This is a genomic window from Pseudonocardia hierapolitana (assembly GCF_007994075.1).
Taxonomy (GTDB): Bacteria; Actinomycetota; Actinomycetes; order Mycobacteriales; family Pseudonocardiaceae; genus Pseudonocardia; species Pseudonocardia hierapolitana.
The window spans coordinates 1,699,953-1,715,674 of the sequence record NZ_VIWU01000001.1 but is presented as its reverse complement, the minus strand read 5'-3'; the positions used below and the strand labels follow the sequence as shown (position 1 = coordinate 1,715,674).

Here is a 15,722-nt window from a genome sequence, read left to right as displayed (position 1 = left end):
CGCCGAACTGGTTGGCGCACGCGACCGACGGCGGCCGGACCGACGTCCTCACCCAGCTCGATGAGGCCACCGGGCATGGCCATCCTTCGACTCGACCACGGACGTGATCAACCCCTCCGCCCGGTACCGCTGGATCCTCCGCTGCGACGGCCCGATCTGGCGCGCGAGTTCGCGTGTCATGACCGCCGAGATGCGGTGGTATGCATGGCCCGCCCCCGCCCTCCAAAATGACCTGCGGCTGGCGCCACCGAGGGCAACAGCATGCGAGCCGGTGGTTCTCTGACCATGGGGCGACACGAGGACGATCAGGCGGCTAGGACTTTGGCGAGGTGGGCCCCCAGCTCCTCGGCGCGCGTCCGACCCGCACGGAACCCGACCTGCCCATCGGGGCGGATGAGGTAGCAGCAGCCACCGACCGCGCCGTAGGCGGTCTGGAACTCACCGGCCGAGTCCCGCACCACCGGCACCGGGGGTCCGTCGAGCAGCCCGCCGGCCGTGTCGTCGCTGATCTCCGAGTCGGCGGCGAGGACGAGTCGGACGTCGACGTGGCCCTTGGCCCGGTCCCGAGCCAGCGCCACGACGGCTGCCAGTTCGGCGAGCTGCTCGGCCTCGTCGGCGCAGAGCAGCAGTGTGTGGCGTCGCCCGTCGAGCAGCTCGTGCAGCCGGAGTGGGAATGCCACCGCGGGGCGACGCAAGCCCCGGCAGTCCGGAGCGCGCGAGCCGGGAGCTGGTCCCCCTTTGAGCGCTTCGGCGCCGGCGCCTTCGCCGACCAGCGGGCTGTCCGGGTATGCGACCAGCAGTTGGGCCTCGCGGCGGAGCATGGTCTCCGGGTCGTCGGTCTCGAAGCCGGCGCGGGCGTGCCGCACGGTGCGGCCCACCACTTCCTCGCCGACGGGGCGTCGTTCCGCGTCGTAGCTTTCCAGCAGTCCATCGGCGGCCATGCCCTTGACGGCCAGCGCCAACCTCCACGCCAGCGCGACCGCGTCCTGGATGCCGGTGTTCATCCCCTGCGCGCCGGTCGGGGGGTGGATGTGCGCGGCGTCTCCGGCCACGAACACCCGGCCGCGTTGGTAGCGATCGACGATGCGGTGGCTGATGCGGAACACCGACGACCACCTGAGGTGGGATGCGCGGGTCGGCTCGGGGGCGAGCCGGTCCAGGACGGCCTGGATGTGTTGGAGCTGCGGGGCGCGGTCGGACTCGAGGCCGTGCTCGACACCGTCCTGCTGTGCCGGCGCGGAGGCCAGCACGTCGGGAACCAACATCGACATCCGGTACCGGCGTCGGCCGGGCAAGGGGATCGCGACGAGCACGTCGTCGGTGTTCCCGTCGACCTGGTGCATCGACCGGATGCCGTAGCCCACCGGCTGGTTCCAGTCGACCTGCACATCGCCGAGCATGTACTCCTCGGGGAACGCGTCGCCCGTGAACGCCAGTCCGAGGCCCTTGCGGACAGCGCTGTGCGCGCCGTCGCACCCGACGAGATAGTCCGCCCACACCTGCGACTCGCCGTCCGGCCCGCGCAGCACGGCCGTGACGCCGTCGGTGTCCTGGGCGAAGCACACGAGCTCCACGCCGCGTTCGACCCGGCCGCCGAGCTCGGCTAGCCGGTCGGCGAGCAGCCGCTCCGTCTCGTACTGCGGCAACCCGAACGAAGCCGTAGGGCACATCGGGTGGCAGCGCCAACTCCATGCGTCCGACCTGTTGCCCGTTCACGAAGACGATCTGGCCGTGCATCGGGGTCGCGGCGTCGAGCGCGCGGGTGAGCACACCGGCCGCCTCCCACAGCTCCAGGGTGCGCGGCTGGATACCGACCGCCTTGGCATATTGGGCGGGGGCGGCCAGCCGGTCGATCACCCGGCAGCCAACGCCCCGGCGGCGCAGCTCGAGCGCCGCAGTGAGCCCGACGGGCCCCGCGCCCACGATCAACACTTCGGTGTCGGCCATGTCCGACCTCCGTCGCCGATTGGAGGGACTGCGTCGTCACCGCTGTCAGCCGGGTTGCCCGACCTTGCTGCCGGTCGCGAGGGCAAGCCGTTTTCGTGGTCGATCACGCACAAGCCGGCGGGCCCGCTCGATGTCCGGCGGGGCGGGCGCGTCGGGCAGCAGGCTGGTGGCCAGCCGGAGGGCGCGCAGGGTGATCGTGGCGCCCAGGTCGGTGGTCGGGATCCCGGGCAGTCCGTACATCCGCCGGGCCCACCGCGGGAGCGTCGCCATCGCAAGCGTGGCGAGTGCCGGGACCGCCACCTTTGTGGCGGTGGGCGCCTGGCCGCGCGGAGCGAAGATCCCGCCGACGGCGATGCGTGCCTCGTCGGTCAATCTGAGCACCGGCCTCGTGCGCCGCAAGTACTCCCGCATCTCGGCCCGGGAGGCCGGTGCATCACGCAGCCCCACCACGCGGGCGGCGCGCACGCTCTCGGCGAGGTATTGCTCGGCCTCGCCCTCGTCGATCACGCCGGCCCGCAGAGCGATGTCGGTGTAGGAGTCGATCTCAGCGCAGTGCACCCACAGCAGGTAGGGCGGCTCGTCGATGCGGAACGTCTCGCCGGTGTCCGGGTCGTGGCCGCGCAGCGCGGCGTGCAGCCTGCGCACCCGCGCCGCGGCCCGTTCGACGTCGGCGCTGGAACCGTACGTGCGCACGCCCACGAACTCGACGGTTCGTTGGAAGCGCGACATCGCCCGGCGCGGGTCGAACAGAGCCGAGTTCTGGTACGTCGCCCGGATCACGCGGGGGTGCAGCGACTGCAGCAGCAGCGCGCGGAAGCCGCCGACCCAGAGCACGGGTTCCAGGTGCACGCGCCACGTGACGGAGGCGGGTCCGAAGAGGCCGTCGTCGGGGCGGGTTCTGCGTACGGTCACGGCGCTCCCGGCGGTCCGGGGCGGCAGGGTTCCCACCGCTGGTCCGTCCAGCACAGCACCGTCCGCGCCATCCTTCTAGAGGCGGATCGGTTGACGCGGGGTGTCAGCGTGGAGCTGGCGGGTGACGTCACGTAGGGCAGCACCCGGATGATGAGGAAGCTTGGTCGTCTTCGGCTGATCTCACCTGACCCGAGGCCCTCGCCGATGTCCGCTCATGGCCCCTATGCGCAGCTGCTGATCCATCGGCTCGATGCCTTCCATTCGGTTTGAGGCGAGATTCAAGCTTGTCGGTACCTTTCCGGTCCCATGGGTTGGGTGCTGGAAACCGAGTTGCCAGTCAGTCGCCGGTCCAGACCCTCCCCTGGATCAGCACCCCGTTGTGAATGAGGAACCCCCTGATGATGTTGGCGTTGGACACCGCCTCCTTGCCCTCCCACCCCTGTTCGGCCGCGAACTCCTCGATCCATTCGTTGACCGCGACGCGGCGTTTGACGCTGACGAACCGCACGCCGGTGTCCCGCTTGCGGAGGAAGCAGAAAGCCACCAACTCGTCGGGTGCCTTGCCGACGTGGGCGCAGAAGTCTGCGAGGACGCGCAAGTAGTGATCCTGTACGTCGGAGGGACCGCGGTCGTGGCCGGCACTGGCGAACCAACGCTGGACCGACGGCGCGCCGTGAACCGGCCCCGTCACAGGGGCAGGCCGAAGCGCTCGGCCAGCTGTCGGACCTCGCGGGCGCGCGCCTCGGGGTCCATCGGTTCCTGGATCATCCCCTCCTTCCGGAGTCGCTCGGTCACCTCGGGGATCTCCTCCCAGGGATTGCCGTAGCGACCCCGGTGGAAGTTCGTCGACAGTGACCGGCGCGGTCGCTGGCCACCGGCCTTGCGGTCCTCGGCGGGGTAGCCGACCAGCAGCATCCACATCGGGAGCCAGGTGTCGGGGATGTCGAGCGCCTTCTTCGCGACCTCGGAGTTGAAGGCGTGCAGGCCGACGCCGAGGCCCTCGTCGACGCCGGCCAGCATCGCCTGCGCGATGGCAAGGCCGCACTCGACCGAGACCGCCCAGACGCTCGCCGTCGCGTCCTTCGACAGCGGCTCGACGACCTGGGCGTAGGCAACCTCGTCGACGTAGGCGTGCGACCAGCCGTGCGTCACGGGCAGCGCCCCGAGGTCGGTGAGCTCCTTGAGCCGCTCCTGCGCGCCCTGGGCGAAGGTCAGGTCGCCGTACCAGAAGATCGCCACCGGGGCGAGATCGAGCTGGACGGTCGTGGTGGGAGTCTTGAGCTGTTCGCGCACATCGTCGGTCAGCTCGTCGCGGTAGCACACAACGGCCTTGATGAAGTCGGCGTTCACAGCACGGGAGGCACGGTTGGCGGCCTCCAACATGACCTGGATCTTCTCCGGTTCGACCGGCTGGTTCGGCTCGAAGAACCGGATGGTGCGCCGGTCGCCGACGACCTGCTTGAACTCCATGAATCGTCTCCTCCACTCGATGGCCCGGGTTCGAAGCCCTAGTTCGACAGCACCGTGACGACCATCGCTGCGGCGTCCCGGCCGAGGAACCCGCCGCCGTTCTCCGCCAGTGCGGTCCGCGCCCCCTCGACCTGCCGTTCCCCGCACCTGCCGCGCAGCTGATCGGCCAGCTCGACGATCTGGCCGCAGCCGGTCGCGCCGATCGGGTGCCCCTTGGACAGCAGCCCTCCGCTCGGGTTCACGACGCGCCGCCCACCGAGCCGGGTCTCGCCGGAGCGCAGCAGGGCCGCGCCCTCGCCGCGAGCGCACATCCCGAGCTCCTCGTAGGTCATCAGCTCGGCGGGGGCCGCGGCGTCGTGCAGCTCGACGACGTCGAGATCGGCAGGCCCGATCCCGCCGGCCTCGTAGGCCCGTGCCGCCGCTCGCTCGACCGCCCCGGGCTCGTCGCCGGTTCGGTCCATGCCCGATACCAGCGCACAGCTGCGCACCCGCACCGCGTCGGCGCCCAACCGCTTGGCCCGCTCGGCCGAGCACACCACCACGGCGGCGGCACCGTCGCCGATCGGGGAGCACATCAACAGCGTGAGTGGGTCGGACACCATGCGGCTGGCCAGCACCTCCTCCCGGCTGACCGGAGAGCGGTACTGCGCCTTCGGGTTCAACGCCGCGTGCTCGTGGCTCTTGACGGCGACCTCGGCGAAGTCATCGACCGTCGCTCCGGTGGCTTCCATGTACGCCCTGGTGTTGGCGGCGTACACGTCCATGAAGAACGATCGCTTGCCGCTGGAGTCTTCCGCCTCCTCGGGCAGCGGGGAGCCTGCCGAGCCGCCGCGGGCCCACTGCTTGAGGTCCTCGAGCTGGAGGAGGTCGACGGCGGTGCCGATCGCCGCGAATGAGCGCGCCTTGTCCTCATGGGTCATCTTCTCCGCGCCGACGGCGAGCGCCACGTCCACCGAGCCGGACGCGACGGCGCCGACCGCGAGGTGGAACGCGGTGGAGGCGGACGCGCACGCGTTCTCGACGTTGACCATCGGCAACCCGAGCAGGCCGGTGTGCCGCAGCGCCACCTGGCCGCGGATCATCTCCTGACCGGTGATGATCCCGGCGACGGCGTTGGAGAAGAACACCATCCCGACGTCGGCTGCGCCGATAGCGGCGTCGGCGAGCGCGTCTGACACCGCTTCCTCGGCCAGCACCCTGATGGTGCTGTCGGGGAACTTGCCGAAGCGGGTCATCGCCGCTCCGGCGATCACGACATCGCTCATCCGCTCCTCCGTCCAGCGTCGGCTTTGCCGATGGGGTAGCCGGCCTGCTCGCGGTCCCACGTTCCGGGCGTCACGCCACGGGCCCGCAGCGCCGCGTACTGGTTGCGCTCGGTGGCGGTCTTGGGCAGCTCGTCGAGGAACTCCACGTAGCGCGGCATCGCGTGCCGCGCGATCCGGCCCGCGCAGTGGTCGAGGATCTCCTCGGGGGTGACGGTCATGCCCGGGCGCGCGACGATGCAGACCTTCACCTCGTCCTCGCCGAGGTCGGACGCCACGGAATGGGCTGCACTCTCCAGGACGCCCCGATGGCTGTTCACGACCGTTTCGATCTCCCAGGCCGAGATGTTCTCGCCGAGCCGGCGCATCGACTCCGTCTTGCGTCCCCGGTAGTAGAAGAACCCGTCCTCGTCGTACTCCGCGAGGTCGCCGGAGTGGAACCAGCCGCCTCGGTACGCCCGCTCGGTCGCATCGGGAAGTTTGTGGTACGTCGTCATCCGGCCTCTGGGGTGGCGGAACACCAGCTCGCCGACGGTGCCGGGGGGCTGCGGTCGGTCGTCGTCGTCGACCACCCGGAACTCGACGCCGGACACCCCGGAACGCCCCATCGACCCGACCCGGCCCACGTCGTTGAGCAGGATGCCGGGCGAGTCGACCATGCCGAACCACTCGATGATGCGGACGCCGAAGCGCTCCTCGAACTCCCGCCACCGATCCGGCGGGCATCCTGCGGACAGCACGACGCGCAGCGGGTTGTCCCGGTCGTCGGGGCGATCGGGCTGCTTGAGCAGGATCGAGATCATCCCGCCGAGGGAGTTGGCCGCCACGGCCCCGTAACGGCGGCAGTCGTCGAAGAAACCCGATGCGGTGAACCGCGGCGCCAGCGCGAGCCTGGCGTCGCGGATGATCGATCCGATCATCGAGACCAGCAGCGCGTTGCCGTGGAAGAGCGGCAGCCCGGTGTACATCGTCTCGCCCGGCCGCACACCCGAGGACTCGAGCAGCACCGTGAGCGGGGTGAGGTCGTAGTTCGTGGCCACAACGCCCTTGGGCGGGCCGGTGGTGCCGGACGTGTACATCATCCCGACGCCACCCGTCGGTTCGGCGAGCTCGACGTCCGGTTCGCGGTCGGCTCCCGAGAGCAGCCGTTCGAGGTCGCAGTCGACGCCGCCACCGGGACCTCCCTCGGCGATCACGCAGCGAAGGGCGGGAAGATCGTCGCGAACGGCGAGCACCACGTCCCGCAGATCCCGCTGGCAGACCACGGCGGCGGTATCGGAATCGGCCAGGATGTGGGTGAGTGTCGGGCCGCGCTGGGAGATGTTCACCGGCACCGACGAGGCACCGATCAGCAGGATCCCCAGGTGCACCCAGATGAACTCCGGGCGGTTCGCCATCATGATCGCCACTCGCTCGCCGGGGCGGATCCCGAGCTCCAGCAGCCCGTTCGCCGTCCGCTGCGCGTTCGACAGCACGTCGCGCCACGGGACCCGATCGTCGTGCCACAACAGCCAGGGATCGTCGGGATGGTCCGCGACGCGTTGCCGGATGAGCTGTTCGACCGCTCCTTGCGCCCGAGCCATCGCCGCCTCCGAATCCGGGGTCTGGCCCCTGACCGTGGCACCGGTCACACCACTGGGCAATGTGCGGCAGCGCCGAACCTTCCCGGGCTCGTTGGCAGGAGCCCACACAGCGGGCGGAACGCGTTGGCGGGGCGAGCCATTGGCGGACCTGCGGTTGCGGGGCACCCTGGCCTCCGCATGACGGGGTGAGGAGGCGACATGGTCAAGCTGGTGTACATCCTGCGCGCCCGCGACGATGTCGACCCCGGCCAGTTCCACCGGTACTGGCTCGAGGTGCACGGGCCCAAGGTGCGCGCGGTCGCCGAGGCGATCCGGGCCCGCCGCTACGTGCAGAGCCACACCATCGACACCCGGTTGAACGACGCGCTCGTGGAGAGCCGCGGCATGGCGCCGATCTACGAGGGAATCACCGAGGTGTGGTGGGACACGTTGGACGACCTGCACGCGGCGGTGGCGAGTGCCGATGGCGCCGAGGCGATGCAGATGCTGCTCGAGGACGAGTCGACCTTCATCGATTTCGCGCGGTCGACCATCTTCATGACGGAGGAGCACGAGATCTTCGACCACACCGTGGCGCCCGACGGTGGTACCGCGGGAACCGGGGCGAGCCTATCGTGAATCGGTGCCCTCGCGGCTGAACGGCCAGTCCGTCGCCGTCGGTGCCGCGCACCGTTCGGCCCCGGTCGAGAACTTCCTGCGCAGGCTGGTGTGCGCAGACACCGTCGCCGCTGCCACTCAGGCCGCGGTAGACGTCGTGCGGGAAGCCCTGCCGGCCGATGTGAGCTGGTGCGGGATCACCAGTGGCGACTACCTGACGATGGCCGCCCACAGCGGGATGCGGACCGCCGAGATGCCCGCGCTGTGGCGGCTTCGCGTGGGTCAGGGCATCGGCGGACGGGTGGCCAAGGAGGGCCGCACCATCACCACCCGCGACTACCGGCGGGACCCGCGCCGCGTTCCGGTGATGAAACGGATCATCGACGCCGAGGGGATCCGTGGGGGGATCTGCGCACCCCTGACGGACGGTATCGAGGTCCTGGGTGTGCTGTACGCCGACCAGCGCACCCCACGGGACTGGACCGCGCCCGAGATGCATTTCGTCACCGGGATCGCCCATGACACGGGAACGGCACTGGGCCGGATCAGGGAGCGGCAACGCGAGCGGCAGCGCGCCGAGGAGGCCGAGCAGAGAGCCAGGGACAAGTCCCGCACGCTCGACGTCGTTCGGGCGGCCGCCACCTCGCTTGCTCGCAGTGGCGACATCAGCGCAGGCGTCGACATGCTGGCCCAGCACCTCGGGTACGACGTCGAGCTGCTCGACCCCGCGCGCGAGCCGCTGGGGGAGACCCCATCGGACGCCGGGGCCGCGCCGGTACGGCTCCTGGTCGACGTCGGCGACGAGCCGCTCGGCGCGCTGTGTGTCCGCGCCGACCACGAGCCGACGTCCTCCGACGCGGAACTCGTGGACGTGTGCGCGCGGCTGATCGCGCTGCAGCTGCTGCGCGAACGTGCCGCGCTCCAGAGCGAACTGCGGGTACACGGCGAGCTCCTCGACGATCTGCTCGAGGGCCGAACCGATGACCGGAACGGGCTCCTGAGCCGGGCTGCGCTGCTCGGCGTGGACCTCAAGGTGCCCCGCTACGTGGTGTGCATCGGCCTGCGCGCCCCGTCGGGCGAGCTGGATCGGGAGGACGCCGCACGCGCGGTCTCCCGACGCCCCTTCAGTCAGGTCGAACAGGGCATCCGCCGGTATGCGCCCGAATCCATCGTCGTGCCCCGCGGCGGGGACATCGTCGTGCTGCTCGCCGCGGGAACAACCGATCCTGGGCAGATCCAGCGAGCTCTGGAGGCGGTTCTCTCCGCCGCGCACACGGCGGAAGGCCTCGCGGCCGGGCTGGGCCGGATGTGCATCCGGGTCGCCGACTACGCGGAGTCCTACGCGCAGGCCGCGCTCGCGTTGAGCCTGGCGCGCACGCGCGGGCGGCGCGAGGTGGTGCTCTCGGCCGCCGACCTCGGTCTGTACGGCCTGCTGGTCGGAGGCTCGACGCGGCAGTCGCTGGAGTCGATGGTCGAGAGCGCGCTGGGTCCGATTCTCGAGGCGGACGCGGTCGGGGGGTCGGAGTACGTCAAGACCCTCGACGCCTATCTCGCCAGCGACCGGCATCTCGAGCGGGCCGCGGCGTGCCTGCACGTCCATCCGAACACCGTGCGCTACCGGTTGGCCAAGGTGCAGGAGACGCTCGGCGTGAACCTGCGGGACGTGGACGACCGGTTCCTGCTCGAGCTCGCGCTGCGGGTCCAAGCGGCGCTGGACGGCCAGTAGCCGCCCCCTGTCGACGCGCCACAACGGCCGCCGGCATCGTTGGCACGCACCGCCATTGTTGCCCGACGTGACGGCGGTCACGCTGGAATGCGGCACCTGTCGTGCCCCGACCGGATCTGGCCGGCCATCGCACGCCGGCTGGTCCGACGATGCGGTGGAGGAGCTCCATGACCACGACGGCAACCCCGCCCGGCCAGATCACCGACGACGAGCAGCGCCAGCTCACGATGTTCTTCGAACAGGGCCGGTCGCTGCCGCAACTGCTGGCGACGCTGCGCAGCCGCCGGGTGGCGATGGGATACCAGATCGAGAGCGGCGAGGAGGAGACCACGGCTGCCGGCCGGCGGCTGCACCAGCCGAAGGGGCCGCTCGCCTTCGTCTCCGAACACCCGGTGGTGCCGCTGTCCGAGGTGGAGGAGGCGGTCGTCGCCTGGTCGGCGATGGGACCCAACGGCATGGCGCACTGGGACATCGCCAGCACAGGTGGCTTCCACGAACTGGTCGGGATCGCCGGGCGCACGGCCGCCGCCCCGGGCAACTCGTTCGCCCATGACCTGCTCGTGATCAAGGACGAGGGCGCCTTCGTCTACAACCCCGGTGACGAGCGCGAGCGGATGGTCGAGATCCAGGGCGCGGAGGACTACCACAAGGTCCTCGACTGGTACCGGAACGGGATGCACAAGATCATGGACGGCCGTCCGGACATCGACTGGGCGCTGCGGGTGCCCGGCGCACCGAACGCGTCGCTCTTCGGCCCCTACCAGTACAACGTCAACCGGCCGGGGACGACTTGGTTCATCCCGATCACCGACCACGGGTGGCTGTACTTCAGCGTGATGCTGAACATCTTCGACGCGTGGCACATCTACCTCACCGACGACAAGACCGGCGAGCCCGCCGGAACCGGCGAGTGGGTGCGGGAGGGCCAGCTCGAGTTCCCGATCACGATCAGCCAGTTCGAGCAGTTCATCTTCCAGGTCGAGACCTATCCACCCGGCTCGTACGTGCAGAACATGCGGCTCGCCGCGGAGTCGATGGGGCTGGGGAACTGGATCTTCTGTGGCTTCTTCGACGACGTCCTGATGGGCGCGTTCCCCGACGTCGCCCGGGGCCTCGGATTCCGGCACGAGCCGCTCAACGAGCGGGCTCCGCTGGCCAGCGGAGCGCTGAAGACGTTCGGGATGAAGGGCGTGAAGGAGGCCACCTACATCCCGTCGGAGAAGTACCCGGACGCGCGGTCGGTGGTGACCGCGATGATGGAGGAGAAGTACGGCCTCGGGCGCACGATGTCCACCGGCGAAGACAACTGGATGCTCAGCCACGGCGGCCCGTACACGGCAGAGGCGGTACGCAACATCGTCAACAGCCCCGCCGTCCGGGTCAGCGACTGGGCCGTCGAGGCATGCGTGGCGTACTTCGACTACTGCGTCCAGACCTACGGGCAGTGCCCGGTCTACTTCAACCCGATGCAGTGCAACTTCGGAGCCGTGATCCACCACGTCGACCCGGCGTTCTACGAGAAGTACTACGACGGCTCGACTGTGACGAGGCAGATCCGCGAGCACATGGACGGCTGGCACTGATGCCGAACCTCGTGAGGGAGTTCCTGTACCACGCCGATCTCGTCATCCACGACGTCGGCGCCGGACCGTTCGGGCAGCGGACGATCGCCACGGTCACGGGTGGTGAGCTGACCGGTGAACGGCTGAAGGGGACCATGGTCGGGGCCGGCGCGGATTGGTTGCTCGTCGGCCCCGACGGGTTCGGCCGTCTCGACGTCCGGTTCACCTTCCGGACCCACGACGAGGCCCTCATCTACGTCCAGTACTTCGGGCTGGTCGAGCTCACGCCCGAGCTCACGGCCGTTCTCGGCGGGGGCGACACCCCGACCGGGTACGGCGACCAGTACTTCTTCACCCAGCCCCGGCTGGAGACCGGGGACGAGCGGTATGCGTGGGTCAACCGGACGCTGTTCCTCGGCGAGGGCCGCCTGCTGCCGGGCCCGCGTGTGGAGTATCGGGTCCACCGGGTGGAGAACGGCTGATCGGTCAGCGCCGTGACCCGCGGCGTCGTCGGCATCGGCGGGGGCATCGGCGCCTCGCGGTTCTGGCGCGCGCTCCTGCGCGTGCTCGAGCCGGCCGAGCTCACGCTCGTGGTCAACACCGGCGACGATCTGTGGCAGCACGGGCTGCGGATCTGCCCCGACCTCGACACCACCCTCTACGCGCTGTCCGGCAGGCAGGACGCGCAGCGCGGGTGGGGGTTGTCGGGTGAGACGTTCCGGTGCATGGACGCCCTACGCGATCTCGGGCAGGAGGTGTGGTTCAACCTGGGTGACCGCGACCTGGCCACTCACCTGCTGCGCACCGGCCTCCTCGGGGACGGCACGTCGTTGAGCGAGGTCACCGCCGTTCTGGCGCGGGCGATGGGCGTCGGGGTGCGGGTCCTGCCGATGACCGACGACATGGTCACCACGCACGTAGTGACCACGGCGGGCGCGGTGCTGCACTACGAGGAGTTCCTGGTGCGCCACCAGGCCGCTCCCGAGGTTGCAGAGGTGCGCTACACCGGCGCCGGGCGTGCCGTGCCCGCGCCCGGCGTGCTGGCCGCGATCGCCGACGCCGGGCTGGTGGTGCTTGCTCCCAGCAATCCGCTGGCCAGCATCTGCCCGGTGCTGGCGGTGCCCGGGATCCGTGCGGCGCTGCGCACGACCGCGGCGCCGGTCCTGGCCGTCACCCCGATCGTGTCGCGGGTTCCGATCAGCGATCCCGGTGAGCGGTTGCGGGCAGCCAGCCGCGCGGGGCTGCTCGCCGCGCGCGGCTTGCCCCCGACCGCGGCGGCTGTGGCCTCGCTGTACCGGGATCTCTGCCGGCACTTCGTGCTGGATGCCGCGGACGCCGTCGAGTGTGACGCGGTCCGTGCCGCCGTGCGGGACGTGATCGTCGTCCCCACCCTTCCCGGCACCGGCCCGCCCGACGATGTTCTGGCCCGCGCCGTTCTCGGCGCTCGCCGGCACGAGGCCGTGTGACTCACCGCCGTGCGCGCGCCCGTTCCAGCGGGTGGCGCAGTGGCGCCTGTGCCCGATCCGGAGGCCACACCACGACGCGCCTGCCGTCCTGCCACTGGACGGTCAACACCTCCTGCCCGACCTGCCCGCCGGTGTCGGGGTCGAGCCGGAACCGGCCGAACAGGGTGACGCAGTCGAGCCGGCGTGCCGTGGCGAGCAGCGCATCGCGGCGCGCGCTGCCGGACTCACTCAGACACCGACCAGCGATCAAGCCGGATGCGAACGCCTGGGCTGCCGGGTAAGGCGGCTCTGCGCCGGTCCGGCGGCGGAACGCCGCGACGAACTCGGCGGCAAGCGGGCCCACGTCGGGATTCGGAGCGGCCGACGCGAGCCATTGCGCCGGGCCGAGCAGCCCCTCCCGGAGCGGGCCGATGCCGGCCAGAACCTCCTCGACGCCTGCTCCGACGAACCCCGCGGCGCGCCACCGGCCGGGCAGCAGCAGCCGTGCGGCGCCGAGCTCCTCCTGGAAAGCGCCCGCCACGAGCAGCAGCTCGGCCTCCGGCGCCCTGATCGCGGGGAGTGTCGCCCGCCGTACCGCCATGCCGAGCCCGCTCGTGGCCCGCTCCCCGCCGTCACAGACGGCGCGGGCGAACCCGGTGCCGGATCCCACCACGGCCACCCGTCGGACCGCAGGATCGGTCCGGGCGACGACCTGCACGGTTCCGTCGAAGTACCGCGCCGCCGGCGCGAGCACACTCACCACGTTCCGGGCGGGGGCGACCCGTGCCCCGCCGTGGTTCCACATCAGGTGAGCGGTGGCGGCCGCCACCGCGGTAGCGGGACCGCTCCCGTACGGACCGAACAGGAGATCGAACCCGTCCCTCTCGGCCCGTCGGACCGCCGTCGCCGGATGGGGGTGCGCATCGTAGGTCGCCACCCTCGGCGCAGGCCGCCCGGCGAACTGCGAAGCCCAGATCTCCAGCGCGTCGACGCCTGCGCGGCCGTAGTCGGCGAGCGGACCGGACAGCGGGGTCACGAGCGCCGCGCGCAACACAACGGCCAGGCTAGACGGTAGAGAGCCGAGCAGCCGGTCGGTGGCGCCGGTCGAAGCCCAGACGCCGCCGACCCTTCGAACGCACACCGGAAGGCGTCTCCACCCACGTCTACCAGGTCATGCGCGGATCCGACACCTTCTACCTGCGCAGCGCCGAGGAAGCCGACGAGGATCTGGGAACCGACACCGTCGGCGCGGGATGTCCGAGCTACCTCCACCTCCGGCACTCGACGTGCGGGCAGCAGCCTCCCGGGCTCGACCAGCAAGATCAATTACCTGGTCGACATCGCGTATCGAGCCACTAGCGGGCGGGGTCGATCGCGACCGGTTCCCGGTGCGCCTCGTGGTGGTTCGCGTTCTTGGGCGTCTCGAGCACCGCCCGGGTTCGCTCGTCGAGCGCCGCCTCCGACAGCGCGCCGGAGCCGGCGAGCACCGTCTCGAGTGCGGTGAGCCAGTGTTCGTAGTACGACCACGGCTCGCCGCTGTCGCCCTGCTCCCACTGCTTGATCGCCTGGATCAGAGAGAGCTGGAACTCCGACCACTCGTACTGCCCGTTGTGGTACGCCGCGACGGCCATTGCGAACGCGCGCAGCTCCCAGGGGTGCTCGAACGGCCGCTGCTCGGCCCCGGGCAACTCGGACACCAGGGCCTCGACCCGGCGCCGGGCGTCGCCGAGCTCGGTCGCGTCCTGTCGGTACCCCATCACGGAGCCTTCGGTTGGCCGGTGCCGATCATCGAATCGCGGGTGACCAGCGCGGCGAGCGCCTTCTCGTCGAGGTCCTCGGTGCCCGCTGGACGCTGCGGGAGCACCCAGTAGCGCATCTCCGACGACGAGTCCCACACGCGGATCTCGGTGGAGTCGGGGAGGTCGAGGCCGAAGTCCTCGCGCAGGACCGTGCGGGGTTCGCGGACGATCCGGGACCGGTACTGCGGGCCCTTGTACCAGTTCGGCGGCAGCCCGAGCACCGGCCACGGGTAGCACGAGCAGAGCGTGCAGGTGATCACGTTGTGGACGTCGTCGGTGTTCTCGACGACGACCATGTCCTCGCCCTGCAGGCCGCCGATGCCGAGCTCGGCACACGCCTCCGTTGCGTTCCGGAGCAGCCGCGCCTTGAACTCGGGATCGGTCCACGCCTTGGCCACGACGCTTGCACCCAGCTGCGGGCCGACCTCGTTCTCGTAGATCTCGGCGAGGCGGTCCACCGCCTCCATCGTCATGATCCCCTTCTCGATCATGATCGCCTCGAGGGCCTTGACGCGGGCGGCGATCTCCTCCCGGGTGCGGACCTTCGGCGGGTTGATCGGCGCGGTGCTCATGTCGTGGCCTCCTCCGTGCTGGCCGGGACGATGTAGGGCTCCCAGACGTCGAAGTAGACGACGCCGTTGGGTTCGGCGGCCTCCGGGCCCCAGAGCTCCTCGTTGGTGAACCTGACCGAGTAGACGTGCTCCGGGGCGTCGCCGCGGCCGTTCCCGGCGCTGTCCGGGTAGATGAACGTGCCGTACGCCTTCTCGATCACGCCGGTCTTGCCGCGGATGTAGCGCGCCTTGCGGGTGTGGCCCCTCGGGCTGTCGTCGACGACCGTCACCCGGTCGCCCACCGCGAACGCCTGCGCCTTGTCCGACTCGCGCCGCGCCGGGGCACCGTTCTTCACGACGGCATCGACGAACGCCATGAGGTCGGGATCGGAACGCTCGGGCAGCGGAGCGTCGGGGTTCTCGAGGTAGTACTGCGTGCGTTCCTCGATCTCCTCCGGGTCGAGCACACCCCGCGCCACCCCGTAGTGCTCGGCGGTGTGCGCCCAGTGCTCGTAGTAGGGCGAGAGCAGGTAGATCGCCGGGTGCATCTGCTCGATGCCGTAGCGGAACTCGTCGACCCCGAAGAAGCCGGCGCGGAAGGGCATCGAGAACATGCCGAACGCCGCCTTCTCCCAGTCGGCGTGCCAGACCGGCTCGTCCTGCTCCACCGGGACGGGGCCGAGGCCGTCCGTCCCACCGAGGTCGTGCACGCCGTTCATGAAGTACTCCCCGCGGAGACCGGCTGCGGCGTCGGGAAGCCCCCGACCGCCTGCTCGAAGACGTGTGCGACGCGCAGCACGGTGGCGTCGTCCCAGTGTCCGGGCGGGTCCACGAGCGCTCCGGGGCGGCGGGGACGGAGGCGGCGTAG

General features: G+C 70.6%; 15 protein-coding genes and 1 pseudogene. 5 read left to right on the top strand and 11 right to left on the bottom strand.

Features of this window, described 5'->3' with window-relative positions; translation table 11 throughout:
• Nucleotides 1-305: 305 nt before the first annotated feature.
• From FHX44_RS08080 to FHX44_RS08055, 7 genes and pseudogenes are all read right to left on the bottom strand, one after another.
• Complete coding sequence (locus tag FHX44_RS08080) at nt 306-1,670, bottom strand: FAD-dependent monooxygenase (protein ID WP_281287880.1); 1,365 nt, start codon at nt 1,668-1,670, stop codon at nt 306-308.
• Between the two features lie 76 nt (nt 1,671-1,746).
• Nucleotides 1,747-1,947 (bottom strand): annotated as a pseudogene (locus FHX44_RS43800) (FAD-dependent monooxygenase); the annotation flags it as partial.
• 45 nt (nt 1,948-1,992) lie between these two features.
• A complete protein-coding gene (locus FHX44_RS08075; protein ID WP_147254907.1) occupies nt 1,993-2,859 on the bottom strand; it encodes an oxygenase MpaB family protein in 867 nt (288 codons plus the stop codon).
• 337 nt (nt 2,860-3,196) lie between these two features.
• Nucleotides 3,197-3,457, bottom strand: coding sequence for a hypothetical protein (locus FHX44_RS08070; RefSeq protein WP_147254906.1), 261 nt, complete (start codon nt 3,455-3,457; stop codon nt 3,197-3,199).
• A gap of 89 nt (nt 3,458-3,546) precedes the next feature.
• Nucleotides 3,547-4,329, bottom strand: coding sequence for a nitroreductase family protein (locus FHX44_RS08065; RefSeq protein WP_147254905.1), 783 nt, complete (start codon nt 4,327-4,329; stop codon nt 3,547-3,549).
• Between the two features lie 38 nt (nt 4,330-4,367).
• Nucleotides 4,368-5,594 (bottom strand): thiolase family protein, encoded by a 1,227-nt coding sequence (locus FHX44_RS08060; RefSeq protein WP_147254904.1) that lies wholly within the window; start codon nt 5,592-5,594, stop codon nt 4,368-4,370.
• Nucleotides 5,591-7,174, bottom strand: coding sequence for an AMP-binding protein (locus FHX44_RS08055; protein ID WP_147254903.1), 1,584 nt, complete (start codon nt 7,172-7,174; stop codon nt 5,591-5,593). Before FHX44_RS08055 ends, FHX44_RS08060 begins: the two co-directional genes overlap by 4 nt.
• Nucleotides 7,175-7,372: 198 nt before the next feature.
• Between FHX44_RS08055 and FHX44_RS08050 the strand changes: the two genes are divergently transcribed.
• The 5 genes from FHX44_RS08050 to cofD all read left to right on the top strand — a co-directional run bounded on the left by FHX44_RS08050 (nt 7,373) and on the right by cofD (nt 12,525).
• On the top strand, nt 7,373-7,792 hold the full coding sequence (locus FHX44_RS08050) for an EthD domain-containing protein (protein WP_147254902.1): 420 nt from the start codon (nt 7,373-7,375) through the stop codon (nt 7,790-7,792).
• Between the two features lie 4 nt (nt 7,793-7,796).
• Nucleotides 7,797-9,497, top strand: coding sequence for a helix-turn-helix domain-containing protein (locus tag FHX44_RS08045; RefSeq protein WP_170308828.1), 1,701 nt, complete (start codon nt 7,797-7,799; stop codon nt 9,495-9,497).
• A gap of 167 nt (nt 9,498-9,664) precedes the next feature.
• Complete coding sequence (locus FHX44_RS08040; RefSeq protein ID WP_147254900.1) at nt 9,665-11,080, top strand: hypothetical protein; 1,416 nt, start codon at nt 9,665-9,667, stop codon at nt 11,078-11,080.
• Nucleotides 11,080-11,541 (top strand): DUF3237 domain-containing protein, encoded by a 462-nt coding sequence (locus tag FHX44_RS08035; protein WP_147254899.1) that lies wholly within the window; start codon nt 11,080-11,082, stop codon nt 11,539-11,541. Before FHX44_RS08040 ends, FHX44_RS08035 begins: the two co-directional genes overlap by 1 nt.
• A 12-nt stretch (nt 11,542-11,553) precedes the next feature.
• A complete protein-coding gene (gene cofD, locus FHX44_RS08030) occupies nt 11,554-12,525 on the top strand; it encodes a 2-phospho-L-lactate transferase (RefSeq protein WP_147254898.1) in 972 nt (323 codons plus the stop codon).
• 1 nt (nt 12,526) lies between these two features.
• On the opposite strand, the gene FHX44_RS08025 is transcribed toward cofD, so the two are convergent.
• From FHX44_RS08025 to nthB, 4 genes are all read right to left on the bottom strand, one after another.
• The gene (locus FHX44_RS08025; RefSeq protein ID WP_147254897.1) at nt 12,527-13,558 is read right to left on the bottom strand and encodes an ABC transporter substrate-binding protein; all 1,032 of its coding nucleotides are present in this window, start codon (nt 13,556-13,558) and stop codon (nt 12,527-12,529) included.
• A gap of 301 nt (nt 13,559-13,859) precedes the next feature.
• Complete coding sequence (locus FHX44_RS08020) at nt 13,860-14,261, bottom strand: nitrile hydratase accessory protein (RefSeq protein WP_147254896.1); 402 nt, start codon at nt 14,259-14,261, stop codon at nt 13,860-13,862.
• Entirely contained in the window at nt 14,261-14,875 is a 615-nt protein-coding gene (nthA, locus tag FHX44_RS08015; protein WP_147261003.1) for a nitrile hydratase subunit alpha, read from the bottom strand. The genes FHX44_RS08020 and nthA overlap by 1 nt, the downstream gene beginning before the upstream one ends.
• On the bottom strand, nt 14,872-15,573 hold the full coding sequence (gene nthB / locus FHX44_RS08010) for a nitrile hydratase subunit beta (protein WP_147254895.1): 702 nt from the start codon (nt 15,571-15,573) through the stop codon (nt 14,872-14,874). The genes nthA and nthB overlap by 4 nt, the downstream gene beginning before the upstream one ends.
• Nucleotides 15,574-15,722 lie beyond the last annotated feature (149 nt).